Raw genomic sequence first — 24,033 nt, 5'->3', positions numbered from 1 at the left:
CTTCCTTCTCTTACGTGCTTACGGGTGTACGGGTGGTCTGTCCGAGTGACGGAGGCGCCTGCCGGGGCACGGTGCGGGGGTCGCCGAAGCTGTCCCTGAGCCGGGCCATCAGCCGGGCGAGGTGACCGACCTCCTCGTCCGACCAGTCGCCGAGCCGCTCCGCGAGGAGGTGGGTCGTGAGCCGGAACAGCTCGTCGAGCCGGTCCCGGCCGGCCGGGGTGAGGCGCAGGATGCGGGACCGCTTGTCGGCGGGGTCGGGGGAGCGCTCGATCCAGCCGCGCTCTGCCAGATGGGTGACGTGCCGGCTGGTGACGGACATGTCCACGGACAGCAGCTCGGCGAGCCTGCTCATGCGCATGTCGCCATGGCGGCCCAGCACGGTGAGCACGGCCGCGGAGCCGCTCGGGCAGTCCGACGGCATCAGCCGGTTCATCTCCCGTTTGACGGCGCCGAAGGCGCTGAACTGCCGGACCAGCTCCTCGTACTGTGCCGACTCGGCCATGGCACCTCCGTTTCGTTGCTTAAAGCAACCGTAGGTATCGATGGTTGCTGAAGGCAAATAAAAACGGGCGGTGCGGCCCAAAAACTTGGCAAAGGCAAGTAATCGCGCCAGTAAACACGCAGGTGGGAGGGGGTCTCCCTCGTCTGTCCCGCCCCGCTTGGGGGCCCGGACGGTGATTCGCTAGGGTCTCGGTCCATGGCTAACACCCAGGGCCCGCAGGGCAATCACGACCCCGCCGGCAGCACCCAGATGTTCCGCGCGTTCGTCGACGAGGCCCCCCAGGGCAGGCAGGCGGCGGCCACGGGCGGCGGCCCGCGGATCGGCCTGATCGTCGGCATCGTCGTCGCCGTGGCGGTCGTCGCGGCGGTGGCCTGGCTCGCACTGAAGTGAACGAAGGGCCGCCGAGGGAAAACCCCTCGGCGGCCCTTCGTCCGGTGCCGGCCCTCACCGGCCCGCACCGGGGACGTCAGTCCGAGATGAGCCCTTCCCGCAGCTGGGCAAGGGTCCGCGTCAGCAGCCGGGAGACGTGCATCTGCGAGATGCCCACTTCCTCGCCGATCTGCGACTGCGTCATGTTCGCGAAGAACCGCAGCATGATGATCCGCCGCTCACGCGGCGGCAGCTTCGCCAGCAGCGGCTTCAGCGACTCCCGGTACTCCACGCCCTCCAGCGCCGTGTCCTCGTAGCCGAGGCGGTCCGCCAGGGAGCCCTCCCCGCCGTCGTCCTCCGGGGCGGGGGAGTCCAGCGAGGACGCCGTGTAGGCGTTCCCCACCGCGAGGCCGTCGACGACGTCCTCCTCGGACACGCCCAGCACGGCGGCGAGTTCGCCCACCGTCGGGGAGCGGTCCAGCTTCTGGGAGAGCTCGTCGCCGGCCTTGGTCAGCGCCAGCCGCAGCTCCTGGAGCCGACGCGGGACCCGCACCGACCAGGACGTGTCACGGAAGAACCGCTTGATCTCCCCGACCACCGTCGGCATCGCGAACGTCGGGAACTCCACGCCCCGTTCGCAGTCGAAGCGGTCGATCGCCTTGATCAGCCCGATGGTGCCGACCTGGACGATGTCCTCCATCGGTTCGTTGCGCGAGCGGAACCGCGCCGCCGCGTACCGCACGAGCGGGAGGTTGAGCTCGATGAGCGTGTCCCGGACGTAGGCGCGCTCGGGGCTGTCCTCGTCGAGCGCGGCGAGCCGCAGGAACAGGGAGCGGGACAGGGTGCGGGTGTCGAGGGCCGCCGTGTCCGGGAGGTCCGGAGCGGGTGTGACGGCGAGGGCCGGGCCCTCGTCGATGGGGCCGAGTGCGTCGAGAGCATGGGGAGCTGACTCGCTCTCCGCGAGCGTGAGCACCTTCGAGCTGCCCTGTTCTGCGGACATGCCACCCCCTTTGGGTCGCGGGACGGTCGCGGCGAACGCTCCCGATCCGAGGAACGCAGCCTTCACCTGAATACCGGCGCCGAGGCTCCGGCAAACGCGCTTCCGGCAGAATGTCACATGTCGGCAACGCGCTGTAGTGACATGTCGATATCTGAGATGCGAATCAGCCCTGGACACACGGTGTCTGACGGGGTATCGGGCGAAAAAACAGGCGGAATCGCGCCGTCGGGCGATTCGCTCTCCGGGGTTACGCGTCGATCCTGTTTGCGGACCTCAGCCGCTGGAAGCTCCGGGCCAGCAGACGGGACACGTGCATCTGCGAGACGCCCAGCTCGGCGCTGATCTGGGACTGCGTCAGATTGCTGTAGTAACGCAGCAGCAGGATGCGCTGCTCGCGCTCCGGAAGCTGCACGAGGAGGTGCCGGACGAGGTCGCGGTGCTCCACCCCGTCCAGGGCGGGGTCCTCGTAGCCGAGCCGGTCCAGCAGGCCGGGCATCCCGTCGCCCTCCTGCGCGGCCTCCAGCGAGGTGGCGTGGTACGACCGGCCGGCCTCGATGCAGGACAGCACCTCCTCCTCGGAGATGCGCAGCCGCTCGGCGATCTCGGCGGTGGTCGGGGTGCGTCCGAACGCGGTGGTGAGGTCCTCCGTCGCGCTGTTGACCTGCACCCACAGCTCGTGCAGCCGGCGCGGTACGTGGACGGTGCGGACGTTGTCGCGGAAGTACCGCTTGATCTCGCCGACGACGGTCGGCATCGCGAAGGTCGGGAACTGCACGCCCCGCTCCGGGTCGAAGCGGTCGATGGCGTTGATGAGGCCGATGGTGCCGACCTGGACGACGTCCTCCATCGGCTCGTTCCGGGAGCGGAAGCGGGCGGCCGCGTAGCGCACCAGCGGGAGGTTCGCCTCGATGAGCGCCGCCCGCACGCGGGTGTGCTCCGGCGTGCCCGGCTCCAGGTTCTTGAGCTGACCGAACAACACCTGGGTCAGGGCCCTGGTGTCCGCGCCGCGGCGCTTGGCGGGGGTCTGGACCGCGTCGGGGGACACCTCGTCCTGGGGTGGCGCGGAACTGGCCGACACCTTCAACGCCACCTCTTCATTCGCTCACATCGTCCGTCAACTCATCCGTCAAAAGCGGTCATAGCATCACAAGACTGACTCACTGTGTGCAAGCACCGCATATTCCGTGTTGAGGGCGGGAGACGGTGCGGAACGCGGCGAGGCCCCCTGCCAGGGCGGCAGGGGGCCTCGGTGCGCGGAGCGCGGAGGGGGCGTCAGAACTCGTAGTCGGCGATCACCCACGTGGCGAACTCGCGCCACAGGCCGACGCCCGCCTGGTGGTCCGGGTGCTCCACGTAGCGGCGCAGCGCCTCGGCGTCGTCGAACGCGGAGTTGATGGCGAAGTCGTAGGCGATGGGGCGGTCGCTGATGTTCCAGGCGCACTCCCAGAAGCGGATCTCCGGGATCTTCCCCTCCAGCGCGCGGAAGGCCTCCACGCCTTCGACGACCTTCGGGTCGTCGCGGCGGACGCCCTCGTCGAGCTTGAAGAGCACCAGGTGCCGGATCATCACTTGCCTCCTGCGGCCAGCCAGGTCATGAAGTCGCCGATCGCCTTCGCGGCGTCCGAGACGCCCTGGAACCCGACCGTGACGTAGTCGCCGGCGGTCTCGGGATCCGTGATGATCACGTACAGCACGAAGACCACCAGCAGATAGACGGCGGCCTTCTTCGCGTTCACCGCCATCGCGGCCCTCCCCTGTCACTGCTGTCACGCGAGCGTCGAGCGGGCCCATGATCGCACGAAGGGCCCCGTCTGACGACGGGGCCCTTCTCACGCGGTAGCGGAGGGATTTGAACCCTCGGTGACTTGCGCCACACTCGCTTTCGAGGCGAGCTCCTTCGGCCGCTCGGACACGCTACCGAGGGAGACCTTACAGCACGGTGGCGCATGGATCGAAATCGGTATTCAGCGTCCCCGGAAGAACTCCGTGAGCAGCCGCGAGCACTCCTCGGCGAGCACGCCCTCGATCACCTCGGGGCGGTGGTTGAGGCGCCGGTCCCGGACCAGATCCCACTGGGATCCCGCCGCGCCCGCCTTCTCGTCCCGGGCGCCGTAGACCACCCGGTCCACCCGGGACTGCTGGACGGCGCCCGCGCACATCGTGCAGGGCTCCAGCGTGACCACCAGGGTGCAGCCGGCCAGCCGCCACTCCCCGGCCCGCTGGGCGGCCCGGCGCAGCGCGAGGACCTCCGCGTGCGCCGTGGGGTCGCCGGCCGCCTCGCGCTCGTTGTGGGCGCGGGACAGCACGGTGACCCCGTCCGCGGCCAGCACGACGGCGCCGACGGGGACGTCCCCGCCCGGGACGGCCCGGCGGGCCTCGTCCAGGGCGAGTCGCATCGGCTCCCGCCAGCGGTCGCGCACCGGGTCCGGGAGGCCGGGCGCGGGGGTGGTGGTCGGCACGGTCAGCGGACGGTCTCCAGCACCTCCGAGGCGCCCAGGGCCTCGGCGATCTCCGAGACGGCGTCCTCGGTCATCGAGCGCAGCTCCTTCTCGGTCACGCCCAGGTCCTCCAGGACCTGCGCGTCCCCGACCGGGCCGTGCGGGACGGACTCGCCGGACGCGGCGGACGGACCGCCGTCGGCGTCCTCGTCGTCCGGCTCACCGTCCTCCGTGCCGTCGAGGTCGAGGGCGTCCAGGTCGGGGACGTCGTCCCCGGGCTCCCGGCCGAGCAGTTCGTCGGTGAGCAGGATCTCCCCGTAGCTGCTGCGGGCGGCCGCCGCGGCGTCGGAGACGTAGATCCTGGGATCCTCCTCACCGTCCACGCGGACGACGCCGAACCAGCCGTCCTCCTGCTCGATCAGCACGAGCACCGTGTCCTCGTCGGGAGAGGCTTCCCGGGCCAGGTCGGCCAGATCCGACAGGGTTTCCACATCGTCGAGCTCTGTGTCGCTCGCTTCCCACCCGTCTTCGGTGCGCGCGAGCAGTGCGGCGAAGTACACCGTGACTCTCCCACTGTCATAGGCGTGCCGGTTGGGGGTCCCCCCGGCGGAGGTGTGCGGGCGGGTATGCGGAGCTCCGAGACCCCGCCCACTGGGAATCGTGGCAGAAACAAGGCCATCAGGGGACGTCTTCCGCTCCCTGTGTCCAGCAGTTTCGATCGCAGTGCGCCGAGTGCGCCCCGGAAGGACTCACCAGCGCACTTGTTGCCGCCACGACCGGATCGTACGCGGCTTTCCCCGCCACCCGGGCGCGGCACTCTCCGGCGAGGCGCCGGGTCCGCGACAGGGCCCGCCGTCACGGGCCGGCAGGCCCCTGACGCGGTACGCCCACCTGGCGGACGTGGCGTGTCGCGGGCCCGCGCCTGCGCAGCCGCGGCCACGGCCCCCGGCCCTGGTCGCGGTCGACCGCGACCAGGGCCGGGGGCCGTGGCCGACCTGGGGGCGCTGCCGGCGCGACTGCTCCGGCCCCGCCTGCCGGCCGTCCCGGCGGGTACGGCTACGCGCAGGCCGCCCCGCGGTTGCCCCGTCCATGCCTGCCGTGCCGCCGCTTGGCCGTCCCGACGGGTACGCCTGCCTGTCGGCCGCGCCGCTGCCGGGCCGTCCCGGCGGGTACGGCTGCCCGCCGACCGCGCCGCCGCCCGGCCGTCCCGGCGTTACGGCTACCCGCAGGCCGACCCCGTGGTGCCCGGCCCATGCCCGTTGCGCCGCCACCGGCCCGTCCCGGCGGCTACGGCTGCCCGTCGGCCGCGGTACCCGGCCCGGTGCCCCGCGGGCGTACCCCCCGGGCCGGGCCCGCTGCGGTCCACAGGCGTGGCTTCTGGCGTGTGTGGGCCACGGCCGCGGTCGACCGCGGCCGGGTCGGCCGGGGCTGTCGCAGGCGAGGGTGCTTGCATGCGCAGGCCCGCGCTGCGGTCATCCGCGGGCACGGCCTTGCCCCGCCTCATCCCTCCGCGGCTGCGCGAGCGAAGCCAGGAGCGGGGGAGGGTGGACGCGGCGGCACCCTGCCGGCGCCGGGCCGCGGACACCCCCGGCCCGCACAGGCACCGGTGCCCTGAGGACCGCTACCAGCGAAACGTCCGCATCCGCATCGCGTGCCGCAGCCGTGCCGCCTTCGCCTTCCGCGGCTGCACCCGGTCCCGCAACGCCCGAGCCTCCGCCAGCTCTCTCAGGAACCGGGCCCGCCGCCGTCGGCGCTCGGCCTCCCAGTCGACCTCGCCGCCCCCGGCATCGGCGCCTTCACCGACCCGCGAAGTGCCGGCCGTGCCGGAAAGCCGGTCCGCCCGGGATCCGCGGCCCGCGCGGGCCGACGGATTCCCACGATTCTGCTGCTCAGGCATTGCTTCATCACCCCAGTCCGTCCCTCCCACCTTCCCCCGACCGGACGATTTGACGCCAGCGAAGGGGTGACGAGCGCCCCATCCCCTTGCGATGCGCGGGGACGCCGGCCCCTCCGCGTCCCGGTTAGGGTTGACGCCATGCGTCTCCACGTCGTCGACCACCCCCTGGTCGCCCACAAGCTCACCACGCTGCGCGACCAGCGCACCGACTCCGCGACCTTCCGCCGTCTCGCCGACGAGCTGGTCACCCTGCTCGCCTACGAGGCCACGCGCGACGTGCGCACCGAACAGGTCGACATCCGGACGCCGGTGGCGCAGACCACGGGCGTGAAGCTGTCGCACCCGCGCCCCCTCGTGGTGCCGATCCTGCGGGCCGGCCTCGGCATGCTGGACGGCATGGTCCGGCTGCTGCCGACCGCCGAGGTGGGCTTCCTGGGCATGGTGCGCAACGAGGAGACGCTCCAGGCCTCCACCTACGCCACGCGCATGCCGGACGACCTCTCCGGACGCCAGGTGTACGTCCTGGACCCGATGCTGGCGACCGGCGGCACGCTCGTCGCGGCCATCCAGGAGCTGATCAAGCGCGGCGCGGACGACGTGACCGCCGTGGTGCTGCTGGCCGCGCCGGAGGGCGTCGAGGTCATGGAGCGCGAGCTGGCCGGCACGCCGGTGACGGTCGTGACGGCGTCCGTCGACGAGCGCCTCAACGAGCAGGGTTACATCGTCCCGGGCCTCGGCGACGCGGGCGACCGGATGTACGGCGCCGCGGAGTAGCTCCGCGGCCCACGCCCCCGCGTTCGGCGGGTTCGGCGGGTTCGGCTCAGCAGTTCTTCTTCGAGGCGGACGCCGGCTCGGGGTTGGCCAGTGCGGTCAGCGCCTTGTCGGCGTCCGCCTTCGCCGTGAGCCCCCGGAACGCGTCGCCGATGATCAGGTCGAGCTCGGCGCCCTTGCGGGCCGGGTCGGTGCGGCGCTCGGCGCCGGCCAGCTGGGTGCCCAGCACGGGCAGCGCCGTGTCCAGCGCGGTGGCGGGTCCGAGCAGCACGCCGGTGCCCTTGACCTTCTTGTCGAACGTCGCGGGCGCGTTGGCGACCTCGCCGATCCTGAAGCCGCGCTTCTTCAGCTCGTCGGCGGTCTTCTGGGCGAGCCCGCTGCGGGTCGTGGCGTTGAGCACGTTGACGGTGATCGTGCCGGGGAGGGGCAGCGGCTTGGCGGCCCCCACGGGACTCGCCGAGGGCTTCGCCGTGCCGCAGGCGGCCTTGGTGCCGGCCGCGGAGGCGGAGTCGCCGCCGCCGGTGAACACGTCGACGAGTTGCAGCGTGCCCCAGCCGCCCACGCCGAGCACGGCGACGGAGGCCACGGTCAGCACGACGAGCTTGCCGCGCCGCCGGGGCCGGCGCATCCGCGGGTACTTGTCACCCGTGATGCGGTACTGGCCGCCCATGCCGGGTGGAGTGAGCATGCTCATGAGCGCAGCGTAGTGCGCCCGGGCTGCTATGCCTACTAGATGATCATTCGACTGGGTGCAGTCCAACCCGAAAGGGCCAAACCGGCCGCCAGGGGGTTCGACGGGTGTCAGTCGAGTTCGAGAACGCGCGCGTGGAGCACCTGGCGCTGCTGGAGCGCCGCCCGCACCGCGCGGTGCAGTCCGTCCTCGAGGTACAGGTCGCCCTGCCACTTCACGACGTGCGCGAAGAGGTCGCCGTAGAAGGTCGAGTCCTCGGCGAGGAGGGTCTCGAGGTCGAGCTGCTGCTTGGTCGTCACGAGCTGATCGAGGCGGACCGGGCGCGGCGCCACGTCCGCCCACTGCCGGGTGCTTTCCCGGCCGTGGTCGGGGTACGGCCGGCCGTTTCCGATGCGCTTGAAGATCACACGGAAAGCCTACCGGTCGAGACGTTCCGGGCGCAGCCATGGCGACGCAGTACGCCGCCGTAAAAGCCGCCGGAAACCGTCAGAAAACGGTCGGCGCCCCCGCCGTCGGCCCTCTCCGGCCGCCCGGTTCGCCGCCCGCGGCCCGCATACCCGCCCCCGGTACGCCCCGGGCGCGCCGGTCACGCCCCCGTCTTCTTCGCGGCCTTCGCGGCTTTCGCCGCCGCCTTCATCTCCTGCTTGTGCGCCCGCACCTTCGCCAGCGATTCCGGGCCCGTGATGTCCGCGACCGACCGGAAGGACTCCTCCTCGCCGTACGCGCCGGCCGCCTCCCGCCAGCCCGTGGGCCGGACGCCGAGCCGCTTGCCCAGCAGGGCGAGGAAGATCTGCGCCTTCTGCTTGCCGAACCCGGGCAGTTCCTGGAGCCGCTTCAGCAGCTCCTTGCCGTCGTCGACGCCCCGCCAGACGGCCTCGGCGTCGCCGTCGTAGTGCTCGACGAGGTACCGGCACAGCTGCTGGACACGGCCCGCCATCGACCCCGGGTAGCGGTGCACCGCGGGCTTCTCGGAGAGCAGCGCGGCGAACGCCTCGGGGTCGTACGCGGCGATCTCGTGCGCGTCGAGGTCGTCCGCGCCGAGCCGCTGCGCGATCGTCGCCGGGCCCTTGAACGCCCACTCCATCGGGATCTGCTGGTCCAGCAGCATCCCGGTCAGCGCGGCGAGCGGGCTGCGGCCCAGCAGCCGGTCGGCCTCGGGGTCCTGGGCGAGGTGCAGTGTGACGTCCATGCCCCGATGATCGCGCGTCACCCCGATGATCGCGCGTCACCCCGTTGATCGCGCGTCGCGGGTCAGCTGGGGCGCCAGTACCCCAGCGCCTGCACCCGCTGCTTGGGCAGGCCCAGCTCCTTGCGGACGAACGCGCCCAGCGCCCGGGTGGTCGCGGTGTCGCAGGCGATCCACACGTACGGGTCGGGGCCGGACGCCAGCAGGCCGGGCAGTTCGGCGCGGACCCGCTCCACCAGGGCCGCGCCCGCGTCCCGCCGGGGCACCTCGCGCACCTCGTGCCGCGCGGGGTCGGCCACGCAGGGCAGCCCGTCGAGGGAGCCCTCGAACCAGAGGGTCGCCGGGGCGTCACCCAGGGCGCCGAGCAGGGAGTTGACGGCCGGCAGCGAGGCCGGGTCGCCGACCACGTACACATGGGACGGGGAGGGGTCCGGGTGCTCGAAGCCCGTGCCCTGCACGGTCGCCTCGACGGTGTCCCCGGGCTTCGCCGCCCGCGCCCAGTCGCTGGCGCAGCCCTCGTGCAGTGCGAACTCCAGCGCGAAGGCGCCGGCCTCCGGGTCCGGGTCGACCAGGGTGTACGCGCGCTGGTGCGGCTTGCCCGCGTTGTCGAACCACAGCCGTACCCACATCGTGGGGTGGACGCCGGTCGTCGCCAGCATCCCGCCGTCGGTGAAGGTCAGCCGCCGGTAGTCGGCGGTGACGTCCTCGGCGTCCGTCACCGTGAACGCGAAATCCTTCGCGCGCAGCAGTTTGAGGACCGCGCCCTCCCAACCCCGCCCCTGCCCCATCGCGTCCTCACCCTTCGCGTACGATTCCGCCACGTCACGGTTTACTTAGGGGAGCCTAACCTAAAGTGAAATGAGGGCACAGTGTCCGGTGCGATCTTCCGGGACCCCTGGGGGATTCCCCATCTGCGGGCCGACGACGCGCGTGAACTCGCGCGTCTCCAGGGCCTGGTGACCGCCCGCGACCGCGGCTGGCAGATCGAGGTGGAGCGGCACCGCGCCCAGGGCGCCTCGGCCTCCTTCCTCGGCGCCGGGGAGCTGTCCTGGGACGTGCTGGTCCGGCGCGCCCGCGTCGCCGACACCGCCCGCCGCTGCCTCGCCCGCCTGGAGGAACACGACCCGGAGACCGCCGACTGGATCCGGGCGTACGTCACCGGCGTCAACGAGGGTTTGGACGGGCACGACGCCCCGGAGTTCGCCCGCGCCGGCATCCTCCCCGGCCGCTGGGAGCCGTGGACGCCGCTGGCCGTGTGGCTGTCCACGCACCTCCTCTTCGCCGGCTTCCCCGCCAAGCTGTGGCGCGACCACGCCGCCGCGCGTCTCGGGGCGGACGCCGTGGGCCTGTTCGCCACCGACGGCCCCGGCACCTCCGGCAGCAACGGCTGGCTGGTCGCGGGCGAGCGCACGGTCACCGGACAGGCGGTCGTCGCCGGCGACCCGCACCGCTTCATCGAGGACCCCGGCGTCTACCAGCAGATACGTCTGTCCTGCCCGGAGTTCGACGTCGTCGGCCTCGCCGTGCCCGGCGTCCCCGGCATCGCCCACTTCGGCCACACCGGCACGGTCGCCTGGGCCATCACCAACGCCATGGCGGACTACCAGGACCTCTACCGCGAGCGGCTGCGCCGCACCGGCGCCGGGATCGAGGCGCTCGGCCCGGACGGCGTGTGGCGGCGGGCCGCCCGGCACACCGAGACCGTCGAGGTCGCGGGCGAGGAGCCCGTCGAGGTGGAGGTCGTCGAGACCGACCGCGGGCCCGTCGTCATCGGCGGACCCGAGGGCCTCGACGGCGGAGTGCCGGAGCCCGGCGAACCCCCGCTCGCCGTCGCCCTGCGGTACCCGCCCCGCGTCACCGGCGACCTCGGCTTCGGCGCCCTGCTGCCGCTGCTGCGGGCGCGCCGCGTCGCCGACGTGGACCGCGCCGCCGACCTGTGGGCCGAGCCCGTCAACGTCGTCCTCGCCGCCGACACCGAGGGCGGCACCCTGCACCGGGTGGCCGGCCGCGTCCCGGTGCGCTCGGCCGCCAACCGTCTCCGCCTGGTGCCCGCCTGGGAGCCCGGCCACGAGTGGCGGGGCTGGCACGAGCCACCGCGCGCCGGGCTCGACGACGGCGTCGCCGTGATGGCCAACCAGCGCGGCCCCGCCGCCCCGCTCGGCGTGGAGTTCGCCCCGCCGCACCGCGCCGGCCGCATCGCCGCCCTGCTCGCCCGGCGGCACCGCTGGTCGGCCGCCGACATGGCCGCGATCCACACCGACACCCATCTCGCCTCCGCCGCGCCCCTCCTGGACCACCTGGCCGCGCTGGACGCCCGGGACCTCACCGGACCCGCGTCCGCGCTGCGCGAGCGGCTGCTGGCCTGGGACCGGCACATGGACGCCGGCAGCACCGACGCGGCGGCCTTCGCGGCCCTGCGCGGCGCGGTCGTCCGCCGTCTGGCCGCCGAGCCCGCCCTCGCGGCCGCCGCGGCCCCGCCGCCGTACCCGGAGGTCTTCCGCCCCTGGCTCACGCTGGTCCCGCGCATCGGGTTCGCCCTCGAGCACGTGCTGTCGGCGGAGGACCTGTTCGGCGTCGACCGGCCCGCCGTCGTCCGCGCGGCCCTGGAGGAGACGGCCGCCGCGCCGACCGCCGGCGCCTGGGGCGACACCCACCGTCTCGCGCCCTGGCGGGCGCTGCCGCCCGAGGAGCCGCAGGAGGAACCCGGCCTGTCCGGCGACCACGACTGCGTCCTGTGCACCTCCGCCGTGCCCGGCGTCACCGACCTCGCCGTCCGCGGGCCCGCCGCCCGCTACGTCTGGGACCTGGCCCGGCGCGAGGACAGCCGCTGGGTGGTGCCGCACGGCGCCTCGGGCCGCCCCGGATCGCCCCACCACCGGGACCAGCAGTCCCTGTGGCTCGCAGGAGACCTGGCCCCGGTCGTCACCGACTGGGCGCAGCTGACGAAGGAGACCGATGTCTGACCCGTACGCCTCCCGCCCGGCCGTCCACGAGCAGACGGTCGACGGCTTCGGCACCGTACGCGTCCTGCCGCTGGCCCCGGCTGCCGACGCGCCCCTGCTGCACCGCTGGGTGAGCGAGGAACGCGCCGTGTTCTGGGGCATGAACGGCCTCACCGAGCAGCAGGTCCTCGAGATCTACGCGCACATGGAGACCCTCGACACCCATCACGCGTTCCTCCTCGTCAAGGACGGCGCCCCGGCCGGGCTGCTCCAGACGTACGAGCCGGAGGCCGACCGGGTGGGCGCCTGCTACCCCGTCGAGCCGGGCGACATCGGCATGCATCTGCTGCTCGCGCCCCCGGAGCCGGGCGAAACCCGTTCCGGCTGGACCGCGGGGCTGGCGGTGGCCGTCTCCGCGTACGTCCTGCTGGGCCTGGACAGGCGGCGGATCGTGGTCGACCCGGACGTCGCCAACGAGAAGGCGATCGCCCGGTTCGCGCGGCAGGGCTTCACCACCGGACCCCGGGTCGTGCTGCCCGAGGTGGACCTGCCGGACGTGTACCTCCCTCGGAAGCACGCACAACTCGCGTTCCTCACCCGGGAGGTAGCCTTCGGAAGGTGACCCCCGACGACCTCGTCGCCCACTTCGGACTGGAGCCGATCCCCCGGGAGGGAGGACGGTTCCGGCAGACCTGGGCCGGTCCCGCCCGGCCCGACGGCCGCCCCGAGGGCACCGCCATCGTCGCCCTGCTCACCGCCGAGCCCGGCGACTACTCGGCCCTGCACCGCCTGCCCGCGGACGAGACCTGGCACCACTACCTCGGCGACCCGCTGCGGATGCTGCTGCTCGCCCCCGACGGCACCAGCAGCACCCCGGTCCTCGGCCCGGACGTGCTCGGCGGCCAGCACGTCCAGCTCACCGTCCCCGCCGGCACCTGGATGGGCGCCCGCGTCGCGGACGGCGGCTCCTGGACCCTGTTCGGCTGCACGATGGCCCCCGGCTTCACCTACGAGGGCTACGAGCACGGCGACCCGGCCGAGCTGGCCGCCCGCCACCCGGACCGGGCCGGCCTGGTCGCGGAGCTGGGCCGCCCATGAGCGAGCGGGGACTGCTGCACGGCCAGGTCGCCCTGGTCACCGGCGCCGGCGGCGGCATCGGCCGGGGCATCGCCCGCCGGCTCGCCGAGGAGGGCGCGGCCGTCGCCCTGCACTGCCGCACCTCCGTCGCGTCCGCGCAGGAGACGGCGGCCGCCATCCGGGAGGCGGGCGGCCGGGCCGTCGTCCTGCGGGCCGACCTCACCGACGAGGACGCCTGCCACCGCCTGGTCGCCGAGGCCGCCGAACGCTTCGGCGGCCGGCTCACCGCGCTGGTCAACAACGCCGGGGTCCAGCCCGTGCGGGAGCTCGCCGGGATGACGGCGGCCGAGTGGCGCGCGGTCGTGGACACCAACCTGACCGCCGTCTTCGCCTGCACCCAGGCGGCGGCACGGCTGATGCGCGACCAGGGCGGCGGCTCCGTCACCCATGTCGCTTCCGTCGAGGCCCGCTTCCCCGCCCCCGGCCACGCCCACTACGGCGCGTCCAAGGCCGCGGTGGTGATGCACGCCCGCACGGCGGCCCTGGAGTACGGCCCCTGGGGCGTGCGCGTCAACACGGTCTCGCCCGGCCTGATCGACCGGGAGGGCCTGGCCGACGCCTGGCCGGAGGGCGTCCGCCGCTGGCGGGAGGCGTCCGCCGTGGGCCGCCTCGGCCGCCCGGAGGACGTCGGCGACGCCTGCGTGTTCCTGGCCTCCCCGCTCGCGTCCTGGGTGACCGGCCACGACCTGGTGGTGGACGGAGGGGCGACCTCCCGCCCCACCTGGTGAAGCCGTTCCCCGCCGCATTGAGCGGACCGCGCGTCCCGTCCGTACTCCACCGGAGGCGAACGGCCGGGAGGCGGGTACGACGTGGAGCGACGGCGCGACGGGGCGGCGGGCGGCGGGTTCGCGTGGAGGCGGGCCCTGATGCTGCTGGGGACCCTGCTGGTCCTCCTCCTCGCGGGCGCCGCCCCGGCGAGCGCCCACGCGGCCCTGCGCGCCAGCGACCCCGAGGACGGAAGCGTCGTCAGGACGGCGCCCACGCACATCACCCTGACGTTCACCGAGTCCGTGGGCCTGCTCGAGGACTCCTTCCGGATCTACGGCCCCGACAACCGCCGCGTCCCCATGGAGGAACCCGAACACGCGGCCGGCGCCGCCGACACGGCCCGCGCCGCGCTGCCCCGGGACCTCGGCGAGGGCACCTACACGGTCGCGTGGCGGGTGGTCTCGGCGGACAGCCACCCCGTCTCGGGCGCGTTCACCTTCTCCATCGGCAAGCCGTCCCCCACCCCGCCCGCGGCGCCCCAGGACCACGCCGAACACCCGGTCACCAAGAGCCTCTACGACACCGGCCGCTACCTCGCCTACCTCGCGGCCGCGCTGCTCATCGGCACGGCGGCGTTCGCGGCCCTGTGCCGCCCGCCGGACACGGGCCCGCTGCGGGCGCCGCTGCTGTTCGGCTGGTGGACGCTGCTGGTGACGACGGCGGCGCTGCTGATCCTGCGGGCGCCCTACGAGAAGGGCACGTCGCCGGGGACGGCGCTGGACGTCTCGGCGGTCCCGGACACGGTGAGCGGCCGCCCGGGCATGGCCCTGCTGTCCCGCCTGGCTCTCCTGCTGACGGCCGCACTCCTGCTCCCCGTCCTGCGCGGCCGCTCCCCGCGCACCCGTGTGACGGCGGGCGCGGCCTTCTCCGTGGCCCTGGCCCTGACATGGGCGTCGGCCGAACACGCCTCGGCCGGCATCCAGGTGCCGGTCGCCATGACGTCGTCGGTGCTGCACCTGCTGGCCATGGCCTGCTGGACCGGCGGCCTGACGGCCCTCCTGCTCACCCTCCACCGCGCGCGGACACCACCGCCGTACGACACGGTGGCCCGCTTCTCCCGCGTGGCGTTCACGTCGGTGACGGTCCTCGTCGTCACCGGCGCCTACCAGTCCTGGCGCGGCCTCGGCTCCTGGTCCGCCCTGACGGAGACGGCGTACGGCCGCACGCTCGCCGTGAAGCTGGCGGCGACGGTGTTCCTGCTGAGCGCGGCGGCCCTGTCCCGCCGCTGGACGGCCCTGCTCGCCCGCCCGGCGGCGGCCGGGGAACGCGTACCGGCGCTGGTGGGCGCGCCGGGCCCGCCTCCCGCACCGAGGACCACGCACATGACCACCGTCGAACCGGAAACCCTGCACCGCCGCGCCCTGCGCCGCTCCGTCCTGGCGGAGGTGGTGGTCGCGGTGGCCGTCCTGCTGGTCACCACGGTGCTGACCGGCACACTGCCGTCCCGCGCGGAGGCGGAGGCGGCGAAGGCGCCCGAACCGCAGGTGGCGGGCCTGCCCGGCGCGCAGGCGCTCACGGTCCCCTACGACACGGGGACGCCCGGCGGCAGCGGCACGGTCCAGCTCACGATGGACCCGGGCCGGGTCGGCGAGAACGGCCTCCAGGCGGTGGTCTTCGGCCCCCAGGGCGCCCTGACCTTCGTCCCGGAACTCCGTGTCACGTTCACCCTCCCGTCCAAGGACGTGGGCCCCATCGACGCCGGCCTCACCGACCGGGGCGGCTACTGGGCCACCAACGACCTCCCCCTCCCCCTGGAGGGCGCCTGGACGATGAAACTGACGGTCCGGGTCTCGGACATCGACCAGGTGACGGTGGAGCGGGGGGTGCGGATCACGCGGTGACGCACCGGCGGGGGCGGTGGACACCGTGCGCACCGACTCTCTTCTACCTCGCCCTGGTACGCGGCGCCGTCCGGCGCGCGAACGGTGACCCGGCGGCCCGCTTCCTCGTGGAGCAGGCGGAACAGAAGGTCATCAGGGACCGCGGCCTGTGAACGGTGGAGGTGCCGAAGCAGGCACCCCCACCGGCTAGGCAGACCTGGGCCGCACCGCGTGCGTGTCCGGGGCGGGCTCCTCCGCGTCCTCGGCCCAGATCTCCTCTTCGCCGAAGTCCGGGGCCTGGAAGGGCTGCGTCGTCGGAGGCGGCGATCCGGTGGAACTGCGTGTCTGCCCGGCCGGGGCCGAGAACAGCGATGTGGCGTCGATGAGAGGTCTGCCTTTCGTCACAGGCCGCGGAGAGGGCCTGAGGTGCCCTGACCGCGCACGGCGGTCCTAGAGCTTGGTCATCTTGGGGTACGGGCTCAGGATCCGCATCTGCGCCGAGCCGAAGTCCACGAGCGCCGCGACCCCGTCCTCGATGCCGACCACCCGGCCGAGGCCGTACACGTCATGGGTGACCTGGTCGCCGGTGTCGAAGTGCTTGGGAGCCGGTGCGACCGGGGCCTTGAAGGGGCTGGTGGGCAGATGACGCTTGGGCGCCGCGGGCTTAGTCATGTCTCAGTATGCGCCTTCATGGGCTCCGCCCGCTGTGGTCATGGGCACAGCCCCGGACGGAAGCGACCGTGCCATGCCACTGACCTGGGACGGCGCGGACGCGGGCCCGCTCCACGCATGTGACGGGGGTCATACTGCGGGGAGGGAGGCGGACAACGTCGAAGGGCCCCACCGCGAACGGTGGGGCCCTTCGACATCGTGCCCGGTGAGGCACTGGCGGAGGATACGAGATTCGAACTCGTGAGGGGTTGCCCCCAACACGCTTTCCAAGCGTGCGCCCTAGGCCTCTAGGCGAATCCTCCGCCGGAAACATTACATGACCGAGAGGAGTGCTCGCGAACTCGTTCCCGCCCCGGCGGATGAGGTAGCCTCTGCGTAGCCCCTCACGCGGCGCTATCTGACTGAACTCCCCCAGGGCCGGAAGGCAGCAAGGGTAGGTCGGCTCTGGCGGGTGCGTGGGGGGCGCTTGCGTTCTCCGGCGTCCGGTCCGGTTGTCGGTGCGCGCCTATAACCTCGTAGACGTGTCGTCTCTCGCGCTGTACCGCCGCTACCGACCCGAGTCCTTCGCCGAGGTCATCGGGCAGGAGCATGTCACCGACCCGCTGCAGCAGGCGCTGCGGAACAACCGGGTCAATCACGCGTACCTGTTCAGCGGACCCCGCGGCTGCGGCAAGACGACCAGTGCGCGGATCCTCGCGCGCTGCCTGAACTGCGAGCAGGGACCCACCCCCACCCCGTGCGGCACCTGCCAGTCCTGCCGCGACCTCGCGCGCAACGGGCCCGGTTCGATCGACGTCATCGAGATCGACGCCGCGTCCCACGGCGGTGTGGACGACGCCCGTGACCTGCGGGAGAAGGCGTTCTTCGGGCCCGCGTCCAGCCGGTACAAGATCTACATCATCGACGAGGCCCACATGGTCACGTCGGCCGGTTTCAACGCGCTGCTCAAGGTCGTCGAGGAGCCGCCGGAGCATCTGAAGTTCATCTTCGCGACCACCGAGCCCGAGAAGGTCATCGGGACGATCCGGTCGCGCACGCACCACTACCCGTTCCGGCTGGTGCCGCCCGGCACGCTCCGCGAGTACCTCGGCGAGGTGTGCCAGAAGGAGGGCATCGCCGTCGAGGAGGGCGTGCTGCCGCTGGTGGTGCGGGCCGGCGCCGGTTCCGTGCGTGACTCCATGTCCGTCATGGACCAGCTGCTCGCCGGCGCCGGGGAGGAGGGCGTGACGTACGCCATGGCCACCTCCCTGCTCGGCTACACGGACGGCTCGCTGCTCGACTCCGTCGTCGAGGCCTTCGCCACCGGTGACGGAGCCGCCGCCTTCGAGGTCGTCGACCGGGTGATCGAGGGCGGCAACGACCCGCGCCGCTTCGTCGCCGACCTGCTGGAGCGGCTGCGTGACCTCGTCATCCTCGCCGCCGTCCCCGACGCCGCCGACAAGGGCCTGATCGACGCCCCCGCCGACGTCATCGAGCGTATGCAGGCGCAGGCCGGCACGTTCGGGCCCGCCGAGCTCGGCCGCGCCGCCGACATCGTCAACGCGGGCCTCACCGAGATGCGTGGCGCCACCTCGCCCCGGCTCCAGCTGGAGCTGATCTGCGCGCGCGTGCTGCTGCCCGCCGCGTACGGCGACGAGCGCTCGCTCATGGCCCGGCTGGACCGCATCGAGCGCGGGGTGCAGTTCTCCGCGGGCGGTGCGGCCGCCGGCGTGCCCGCCCTGGGATACATCCCCGGACCGGAGGCCCACCACGGGGCAGCCGCTCCGGCTCCGGACGCCGTCGAGCCCGGCGGGGGTCCCGCCGCGGCCCGCGCCGCCGTACGGACGCAGGGGCAGCCGACGCCCGCGACTGCGCCCTCTCCGGACCGGACGCAGGCCCAGACGCAGGCTCCGGCTCCCGCCCCGGCCCCGCCCCCTGCCGCGCCTCAGGCACCCCCGGCCGCGCCGGCGCCCGCCACGCCCGCCCCCGGCGCCTGGCCCACCGCCACCCCGGCCGGCGGAGGCGGCGCGGGCGCCGGCGCGGGACGGCGGCCCGGCGGCTGGCCCACGGCCGCCCCCACGGGCGGCGGCGCGAGCAGGGCCCAGTCGCCGCAGCCCACCGCCCCGTCGGCCCCCGCGGCCTCCGCGACCCCGCTGGCACCCCCCGCGCCCGCCATGCCCGCCACTCCGCCCGGTGGCGGAGGCGGCGGCCTCGACCCCCGCATGCTCTGGCCGAACATCCTGGAGACGGTCAAGAACCGCCGCCGCTTCACCTGGATCCTGCTCAGCCAGAACGCCCAGGTGACCGGCTTCGACGGCACCACCCTCCAGCTCGGCTTCGTGAACGCGGGCGCCCGCGACAACTTCGTCAGCAGCGGCAGCGAGGACGTGCTGCGTCAGGCGCTGACCGAGCAGTTCAACGTGCAGTGGAAGATCGAGGCGGTCGTCGACCCGTCCGGCGGTGGCGGCCCGGCCGCGTCCGGCCCGGCGGGCGGCCCGTCCGGCGGCCGCAGCGGCGGCAGCGGCTACGGAGCACCGGGCGGCGGCGGTCCCGGCGACACCCGTCGGCCCCCCAGCCCCCAGGCGTCGGCCCCCGCACCGCCGTCCCCCGTTCCCTCGGCGCCCGCCCCGGCCGCCCCCTCCCGGCCCGCCGCCCCGGAGCCGCCCGCGCCGGTCTCGCCCGAGGACGACATCCCGGAGGACGACGACCCCGACCTCGACGAGTCCGCCCTCTCCGGGCAGGAGCTCCTGGTCCGCGAGCTGGGCGCGACGGTCGTCGAGGAGTTCACGAACGAGTAGCGGACGAGCAGGGCGCCGCCGTCCGGGCCTCAGCGCCGGCACCCCCGTGACCGGCCGGTTTGGAGGAACGCACGACCGCCCCCTCCCCACCCGTTCGGAAGCCCGCACAAAGAACGCCCCCCGTCTGCCGTTAGGCTGACCCCCGTGAAGGTCCTCGTCATCGGCAGCGGCGCCCGCGAACACGCCCTGTGCCACTCCCTGTCCCTCGACCCCGATGTCACCGCGCTGCACTGCGCGCCCGGCAACGCCGGCATTGCCGAGGTCGCCGAGCTGCACCAGGTCGACGCCCTCGACGGCGCCGCCGTGTCCGCGCTGGCCGTGCGGCTGGGCGCGGACCTCGTGGTGGTCGGCCCCGAGGCGCCCCTGGTCGCCGGGGTCGCCGACGCCGTGCGCGAGGCGGGCATCCCCGTCTTCGGCCCCTCCAAGGAGGCCGCGCGGCTCGAGGGCTCCAAGGCCTTCGCGAAGGACGTCATGGCGGGGGCCGGCGTGCCCACCGCCCGCTCCTACGTGTGCACCACCCCGGGCGAGGTCGACGCGGCTCTCAAGGCCTTCGGCGCCCCGTACGTCGTGAAGGACGACGGGCTCGCGGCCGGCAAGGGCGTCGTCGTGACCGACGACCTCGAGGCGGCCCGCGCGCACGCCGCCGGATGCGACCGGGTCGTCGTCGAGGAGTTCCTCGACGGCCCCGAGGTCTCCCTCTTCGCGATCACCGACGGCGAGACCGTCGTGCCCCTCCAGCCCGCCCAGGACTTCAAGCGCGCGCTGGACGGCGACGAGGGCCCGAACACCGGCGGCATGGGGGCGTACTCCCCGCTGCCCTGGGCCGACCCCAAGCTGGTCGACGAGGTCGTCGAGACCGTGCTGCAGCCGACCGTGGACGAGATGCGCCGCCGCGGCACGCCGTTCTCCGGTCTGCTCTACGCCGGTCTGGCGATCACCTCGCGCGGTGTCCGCGTGATCGAGTTCAACGCCCGGTTCGGCGACCCCGAGACCCAGGTGGTGCTGGCCCGGATGAAGACCCCGCTGGCCGGCCTGCTGATGGCCGCCGCCACCGGCAACCTCGCCCACCTGGAGCCGGTCCGCTGGAGCGACGACGCCGCGGTCACCGTGGTCGTCGCCTCGCACAACTACCCCGGCACCCCGCGCACCGGCGACCCCATCACCGGCCTCGACGAGGTCGCCGCCCAGGACGCCCCGCACGCGTACGTCCTGCACGCCGGGACCCGGCGGGAGGGCGACACGGTCGTCAGCGCGGGCGGGCGCGTGCTGTCCGTGACGGCGACCGGCAAGGACCTCACCGAGGCCCGCGACCGCGCCTACCGTGCCGTGGCCCGCATCCGCCTCGACGGTTCCCAGCACCGCACGGACATCGCGCGGAAGGCGGCGCAGGGCGCCTGAGCGGCACGCACGGCGCTTCCCCCTTCTCACAGGTCTTCTCACAGGCCCCGGATCCCTCCAGGATCCGGGGCCTGACCCTTGCCGTCCGTCGACCACCTCTCCCCAAAGCCATTCCATCGAGTGAGCGATGTGCTATCCGGCTGACGGGGGCCGAGGCCCCAACTAGGGTGCCGCGCAAGCGTTCCGGCACTTGGCCCACCGGCATTGCGATGTCGGTGGCGGGTGCCACAGTGGGGGCATGGGCAAGCCAGGACTGCGTCAGGCGCCGGGAGGGGGTGAGGGCGGGCCATGAGCGTGAGCGGTGCGAGGAGAGAGCAGGGCGCCCGGGCCCGTGCGCTGGCCGTGCTGCACGTCCGCAGCCGGGCGCTGGCCGTCGCGCTGCTGCCCGCCGCCGCCGCGGTGATCCTGCTGGCCGGCGGGTCCACCGGGCATCTCCCCGGCCCCGGCTGGGACCTCGCCCGCCGGATCGTGACGCCGGTCGCCGTGCTGGTGCTGCTGCTCGCCGCCGGTGTCGCCCTGGTCGTCGCCCGCGCCCGGCCCGCCGTCAGCCCGACCGTGCCGATCGCCGAGGAGGCGGCCCCGGACCTGTACCGGATGGTGCGGGACCTCGCCGACCGCCTCGGCGTCCCCGCGCCGTCCGCCATAGCGCTCACCCCGGACTGCGACAGCTGGCTGGAGGACCGTACGCACCCGGCGCACGCCCCGTCGCCCCCGGAGGATCACGACGACGTGGCCCACGCGGGCCGGTCCGCGCGCCGCGCGCCCGCCGCGCCCGTGCTGGTCATCGGCTCGCCGTTCCTGTGGTGGATGCGGGTGGCCGAGCTGCGCGCCCTGCTGGCCCCGGTCGTCGCCGGCACGGGACCGTCGGCGCACCCGGACATAGCCGCCGCCCGGCGCTTCGTCCAGGGCCTGGACGCCGCGGTCGCCGTGTCGTCGGCGCCGGACCGGGGGCCGGTGTTCCGCGGGGTGCTCGCCGGGGTCGGCTGGGTGGCCCGCCTGCTGCTGCACGGCAGCCGGGTGCACGCGGCCGAGATGGAGCGTGGGGTCGCCGCCGCCGCGGCCGAGCGAGCCAAGGCCGTGGACTACGGACTGCGGATCGTCGCCCAGGAGCAGGTCGGGCTCGCCTACGCGGGCTGGGACCGGCTGCTCACCCGGGTGGCGCTGCCCGCCTGGCGGATGGGCCGCTGGCCCGCCCGGCTCAACGCGGGCGTGGTCGCCGCCCTCACCGAGCTGTCCCGGCGCGACCGGCTGGCCGAGGGGTTCGCCTCCCGGCTCGGGGAGCGTCCCGCCTGCGACCTGCTGGAGGAGCCCGGCGCGGTCGACGAGGCCACCTCCCTGCTCGCCGCCCGCCTCTTCCACGGCGGCCCGGCGGAGGCCGGTCCCGACTGGTCGCCGGTCCACTGGGGCGACTATCCGGAGGAGGTCGCGGGCCGCAAGTGGCGCACCGACGCCGCCCGGCTGCACCGGATACTCGACACCCTGCGGGTACCGCTCGCGGACGAGGAGACACAGGCCCCCGACGGCCCCACCCTCGCCCGCGTCCTGACCCGTCTGACCGCCGCACCGGACCCGCACCCGGCGCCCGTGCCGGCCGTCACGGCCGTCGCCCCGGACGACGACGACCCGGCCGGCGGCACCGCCCACAGCGCCGCCCTCGCCGCGCGCCTCACGGCCGAGCTGGCCCGCGAGGAGGCCGCGGCGGCCGCCGTACCCGCCGGTCCGCAGAGCGCCGCGGCGCCCGATCCCGACCCCCTGCGCGACGACCGCGCGCTCCCCCTCTTCCCGCTCCAGCCGCCCCGCACCGGGCGGGAGCTGCTCGCCGACCACATCACGGCGATGGTCTGCTGCGCGGCGATGGACACGGTGGGCGCCGTCCCCGGTCTCGACTGGCTCGACGGACCCACCCTCCTCGTCGGCGGCGCCCGCGCCACGGACCTCCCGCCCCAGGTGCTGACCCTCATCGAGGACGGTGACCCCTCGGGCCTGCGGAGCTGGCTCACCCGGCAGGGCATACGCCCCGAGAAGCCCGTACGCCTCGCCTGAGCGGCGCCCGGAGCGCATTCCTCCACTTCAACGCACTCACGACGAACGGTGACGACATCCGTACGTCATGTGATGTGCTGGGGCCGTTCACGCTCAGGGGAGGGGGACGGTCATGCGACCGGCGCGAGTCCGCCACGAAGCGACAGGGGCACCGGCGCCCGGCGCCGCCGACCCCTTCGCACCCGTCGCCTTCCCCTGGCCGGCTCCCTCCGGTCACGACGCCGACGGCCGCATCGAAGGCTTCGCCTCCGCCCCGGCCGTCGCCCCCGGCGACTCGGTCGACTTCCACGTCACCGTCGACCCGCCCCGGCCGTTCCGCGTCACGATCCACCGCATCGGCCACTACGACGGCCGGGGCGCCGCCGAGATCACCACCAGCCCCCGCCTCCACGGCACGGCGCAGCTCCCGCCGCTCACCGCCGGACGCACCGTCTCCTGCCACCACTGGTGGCGGTCCTGGCGGCTGGCGGTCCCGTCGTACTGGAGCGTCGGCGCGTACGTCGCCGTGCTGGCCACGGAGGACGGGCGGCACCACGCGCACGTCCCGTTCACCGTGCGGGACGACCGCGCGGCCGACCTGCTGCTGGTGCTGCCGGACCTCACGTGGCAGGCGTACAACCCGTATCCGGCGGCGGACGGCCGCACCGGCGCGAGTCTCGCCCCCGCCGACGACGAGCACGACGCGGCCGACCCGGTCACGACCGTCTCGTTCGACCGTCCGTACGCGGGCGACGGGCTCCCGCCGGAGGCCGGGCATGCCTACGACGTGATCCGCTGGGCGGAGCGCTACGGCTACGACCTCGGCTACGCCACCGCCCACGACCTGCACGCCGGCCGCGTCGACCCTGGTCGCCACCGGGGTCTGGTCTTCCCCGGCCGGGACGAGTACTGGACGGCGCGGATGCGCACGGCCGTGGAGCGCGCCCGCGAGCACGGCACCTCGCTGGTGTTCCTCTCCGCGCGCACCCTGCACCGGCAGGCCGAGCTGGCCCCCGCCCCCTCCGGCCCCGACCGCCTGCTCACCTGCGGCAGACGCCGGGGCCGGACCGGACCCGCGCTGTGGCGGGAGAGCGACCGCGCCGAACAGCTGCTGCTCGGCATCCAGTACGCGGGCCCGGTGCCGAGACCGCGCCCGCTGATCGTCCGCAACGCCGGCCACTGGCTGTGGGAGGCGACCGGCGCACACGAGGGCGACGCGCTCGACGGCCTGGTCGCGGGCGGGGCCGACCGCTACTACCCGCGCACCCCGCTGCCCGCCCACGACGAGCGGATCCTGCTCGCGCACTCCCCGTACGGCGACCGGCAGGGCGCCCGGTGCCACCAGGAGACGTCCCTGTACCGCGCGCCGTCCGGGGCCTGGGTGTTCGCCTCGGGCACGCTCGCCTGGTCCCCGGCGCTGGCCCGGCCGGGGCACGCCGACCCCCGCGTCCAGCGGGCCACCGCCAACCTGCTCGACCGCATCTGCAAACGTGACTGAAGGGGTGCGCGCACCCGCGCCCGTCGAACCCGCCCGCACCACCCCGGCCGCCGTCCCGTCCGCACATACGGGAGAATCGACCTACCGTCCGGCCCCTTCCCGCCACCGCCCTCCGGGAGCTTGCGCGGGAGCCGGGAGCGCTGCG

23 protein-coding genes, 2 tRNA genes and 1 other RNA gene are annotated in these 24,033 nt (G+C 74.2%); 12 read left to right on the top strand and 14 right to left on the bottom strand.

Translation table 11 applies throughout. The features are described 5' to 3' along the window. Window positions 1–10 precede the first annotated feature (10 nt). On the bottom strand, window positions 11–502 hold the full coding sequence (locus tag ACP7TJ_RS15495) for a MarR family winged helix-turn-helix transcriptional regulator (protein ID WP_093764194.1): 492 nt from the start codon (window positions 500–502) through the stop codon (window positions 11–13). A gap of 195 nt (window positions 503–697) precedes the next feature. Between ACP7TJ_RS15495 and ACP7TJ_RS15490 the strand changes: the two genes are divergently transcribed. Further along, window positions 698–892 (top strand): hypothetical protein, encoded by a 195-nt coding sequence (locus tag ACP7TJ_RS15490; RefSeq protein WP_093764193.1) that lies wholly within the window; start codon window positions 698–700, stop codon window positions 890–892. Between the two features lie 76 nt (window positions 893–968). Here the strand turns inward: ACP7TJ_RS15490 and ACP7TJ_RS15485 are convergent, their stop codons facing one another. The 7 genes from ACP7TJ_RS15485 to ACP7TJ_RS15455 all read right to left on the bottom strand — a co-directional run bounded on the left by ACP7TJ_RS15485 (window position 969) and on the right by ACP7TJ_RS15455 (window position 4,869). Then, the gene (locus ACP7TJ_RS15485) at window positions 969–1,871 is read right to left on the bottom strand and encodes an RNA polymerase sigma factor SigF (RefSeq protein ID WP_093764192.1); all 903 of its coding nucleotides are present in this window, start codon (window positions 1,869–1,871) and stop codon (window positions 969–971) included. Window positions 1,872–2,118: 247 nt separating this feature from the next. Then, window positions 2,119–2,955 carry an RNA polymerase sigma factor SigF gene (locus ACP7TJ_RS15480; protein ID WP_266404245.1) on the bottom strand — a complete coding sequence of 279 codons (837 nt, stop codon included), beginning with the start codon at window positions 2,953–2,955 and terminating at the stop codon, window positions 2,119–2,121. A 188-nt stretch (window positions 2,956–3,143) separates the two neighbouring features. Then, window positions 3,144–3,437 carry a Dabb family protein gene (locus ACP7TJ_RS15475; protein WP_354761775.1) on the bottom strand — a complete coding sequence of 98 codons (294 nt, stop codon included), beginning with the start codon at window positions 3,435–3,437 and terminating at the stop codon, window positions 3,144–3,146. Further along, window positions 3,437–3,613: a hypothetical protein gene (locus tag ACP7TJ_RS15470; protein ID WP_093764189.1), complete on the bottom strand. Its 177-nt coding sequence runs from the start codon at window positions 3,611–3,613 to the stop codon at window positions 3,437–3,439. Before ACP7TJ_RS15470 ends, ACP7TJ_RS15475 begins: the two co-directional genes overlap by 1 nt. A 92-nt stretch (window positions 3,614–3,705) precedes the next feature. After that, window positions 3,706–3,790, bottom strand: a tRNA-Ser gene (locus ACP7TJ_RS15465). A gap of 45 nt (window positions 3,791–3,835) precedes the next feature. Continuing rightward, complete coding sequence (tadA, locus tag ACP7TJ_RS15460) at window positions 3,836–4,267, bottom strand: tRNA adenosine(34) deaminase TadA (RefSeq protein WP_367453407.1); 432 nt, start codon at window positions 4,265–4,267, stop codon at window positions 3,836–3,838. Between the two features lie 65 nt (window positions 4,268–4,332). After that, complete coding sequence (locus ACP7TJ_RS15455) at window positions 4,333–4,869, bottom strand: hypothetical protein (protein WP_093764187.1); 537 nt, start codon at window positions 4,867–4,869, stop codon at window positions 4,333–4,335. A gap of 1,475 nt (window positions 4,870–6,344) precedes the next feature. Here ACP7TJ_RS15455 and upp point away from each other — a divergent pair. Next, on the top strand, window positions 6,345–6,980 hold the full coding sequence (upp, locus tag ACP7TJ_RS15450) for a uracil phosphoribosyltransferase (protein ID WP_093764185.1): 636 nt from the start codon (window positions 6,345–6,347) through the stop codon (window positions 6,978–6,980). 46 nt (window positions 6,981–7,026) lie between these two features. Here the strand turns inward: upp and ACP7TJ_RS15445 are convergent, their stop codons facing one another. The 4 genes from ACP7TJ_RS15445 to ACP7TJ_RS15430 form a co-directional block, all read right to left on the bottom strand. Continuing rightward, a complete protein-coding gene (locus ACP7TJ_RS15445) occupies window positions 7,027–7,647 on the bottom strand; it encodes a LytR C-terminal domain-containing protein (protein WP_167741506.1) in 621 nt (206 codons plus the stop codon). A gap of 131 nt (window positions 7,648–7,778) precedes the next feature. Further along, the gene (locus tag ACP7TJ_RS15440) at window positions 7,779–8,075 is read right to left on the bottom strand and encodes a type II toxin-antitoxin system VapB family antitoxin (protein WP_004943146.1); all 297 of its coding nucleotides are present in this window, start codon (window positions 8,073–8,075) and stop codon (window positions 7,779–7,781) included. Window positions 8,076–8,254: 179 nt separating this feature from the next. Continuing rightward, window positions 8,255–8,857 carry an HhH-GPD-type base excision DNA repair protein gene (locus ACP7TJ_RS15435; protein ID WP_093764183.1) on the bottom strand — a complete coding sequence of 201 codons (603 nt, stop codon included), beginning with the start codon at window positions 8,855–8,857 and terminating at the stop codon, window positions 8,255–8,257. A 62-nt stretch (window positions 8,858–8,919) separates the two neighbouring features. After that, a complete protein-coding gene (locus ACP7TJ_RS15430; RefSeq protein WP_387792855.1) occupies window positions 8,920–9,642 on the bottom strand; it encodes a siderophore-interacting protein in 723 nt (240 codons plus the stop codon). A gap of 81 nt (window positions 9,643–9,723) precedes the next feature. Here ACP7TJ_RS15430 and ACP7TJ_RS15425 point away from each other — a divergent pair, with 81 nt between their 5' ends. From ACP7TJ_RS15425 to ACP7TJ_RS15405, 5 genes are all read left to right on the top strand, one after another. Further along, window positions 9,724–11,817 carry a penicillin acylase family protein gene (locus ACP7TJ_RS15425; RefSeq protein WP_427763531.1) on the top strand — a complete coding sequence of 698 codons (2,094 nt, stop codon included), beginning with the start codon at window positions 9,724–9,726 and terminating at the stop codon, window positions 11,815–11,817. Beyond that, the gene (locus ACP7TJ_RS15420) at window positions 11,810–12,418 is read left to right on the top strand and encodes a GNAT family N-acetyltransferase (RefSeq protein ID WP_093764180.1); all 609 of its coding nucleotides are present in this window, start codon (window positions 11,810–11,812) and stop codon (window positions 12,416–12,418) included. The genes ACP7TJ_RS15425 and ACP7TJ_RS15420 overlap by 8 nt, the downstream gene beginning before the upstream one ends. Next, on the top strand, window positions 12,415–12,894 hold the full coding sequence (locus ACP7TJ_RS15415) for a cupin domain-containing protein (protein ID WP_093764179.1): 480 nt from the start codon (window positions 12,415–12,417) through the stop codon (window positions 12,892–12,894). Before ACP7TJ_RS15420 ends, ACP7TJ_RS15415 begins: the two co-directional genes overlap by 4 nt. Then, entirely contained in the window at window positions 12,891–13,661 is a 771-nt protein-coding gene (locus ACP7TJ_RS15410) for an SDR family NAD(P)-dependent oxidoreductase (RefSeq protein WP_093764178.1), read from the top strand. Before ACP7TJ_RS15415 ends, ACP7TJ_RS15410 begins: the two co-directional genes overlap by 4 nt. Window positions 13,662–13,799: 138 nt before the next feature. After that, a complete protein-coding gene (locus tag ACP7TJ_RS15405; protein WP_427767367.1) occupies window positions 13,800–15,542 on the top strand; it encodes a copper resistance protein CopC in 1,743 nt (580 codons plus the stop codon). A 429-nt stretch (window positions 15,543–15,971) separates the two neighbouring features. On the opposite strand, the gene ACP7TJ_RS15400 is transcribed toward ACP7TJ_RS15405, so the two are convergent. Both ACP7TJ_RS15400 and ACP7TJ_RS15395 read right to left on the bottom strand, forming a co-directional pair. Then, window positions 15,972–16,193, bottom strand: coding sequence for a hypothetical protein (locus ACP7TJ_RS15400; RefSeq protein WP_093764172.1), 222 nt, complete (start codon window positions 16,191–16,193; stop codon window positions 15,972–15,974). Window positions 16,194–16,407: 214 nt separating this feature from the next. After that, window positions 16,408–16,495 (bottom strand) — tRNA-Ser (locus tag ACP7TJ_RS15395). Window positions 16,496–16,567: 72 nt separating this feature from the next. On the opposite strand from ACP7TJ_RS15395, the gene ffs reads away from it, so the two are divergent. From ffs to ACP7TJ_RS15370, 5 genes are all read left to right on the top strand, one after another. After that, an RNA gene (gene ffs / locus ACP7TJ_RS15390) (signal recognition particle sRNA small type) lies at window positions 16,568–16,666 on the top strand. A gap of 48 nt (window positions 16,667–16,714) precedes the next feature. After that, on the top strand, window positions 16,715–18,970 hold the full coding sequence (locus ACP7TJ_RS15385) for a DNA polymerase III subunit gamma and tau (protein ID WP_427763527.1): 2,256 nt from the start codon (window positions 16,715–16,717) through the stop codon (window positions 18,968–18,970). Window positions 18,971–19,114: 144 nt separating this feature from the next. After that, complete coding sequence (gene purD, locus ACP7TJ_RS15380; RefSeq protein ID WP_387752408.1) at window positions 19,115–20,368, top strand: phosphoribosylamine--glycine ligase; 1,254 nt, start codon at window positions 19,115–19,117, stop codon at window positions 20,366–20,368. Window positions 20,369–20,656: 288 nt separating this feature from the next. Beyond that, window positions 20,657–22,411 carry a hypothetical protein gene (locus ACP7TJ_RS15375; protein ID WP_266547362.1) on the top strand — a complete coding sequence of 585 codons (1,755 nt, stop codon included), beginning with the start codon at window positions 20,657–20,659 and terminating at the stop codon, window positions 22,409–22,411. 112 nt (window positions 22,412–22,523) lie between these two features. Then, complete coding sequence (locus ACP7TJ_RS15370) at window positions 22,524–23,888, top strand: N,N-dimethylformamidase beta subunit family domain-containing protein (RefSeq protein WP_189912629.1); 1,365 nt, start codon at window positions 22,524–22,526, stop codon at window positions 23,886–23,888. Window positions 23,889–24,033: the final 145 nt, after the last annotated feature.

Source organism: Streptomyces sp. DSM 41931, from assembly GCF_050271085.1.
GTDB classification, from domain to species: Bacteria; Actinomycetota; Actinomycetes; order Streptomycetales; family Streptomycetaceae; genus Streptomyces; species Streptomyces albogriseolus.
Note: the sequence above shows the minus strand (reverse complement) of the source record. Positions and strands in the feature narration are given on the sequence as shown.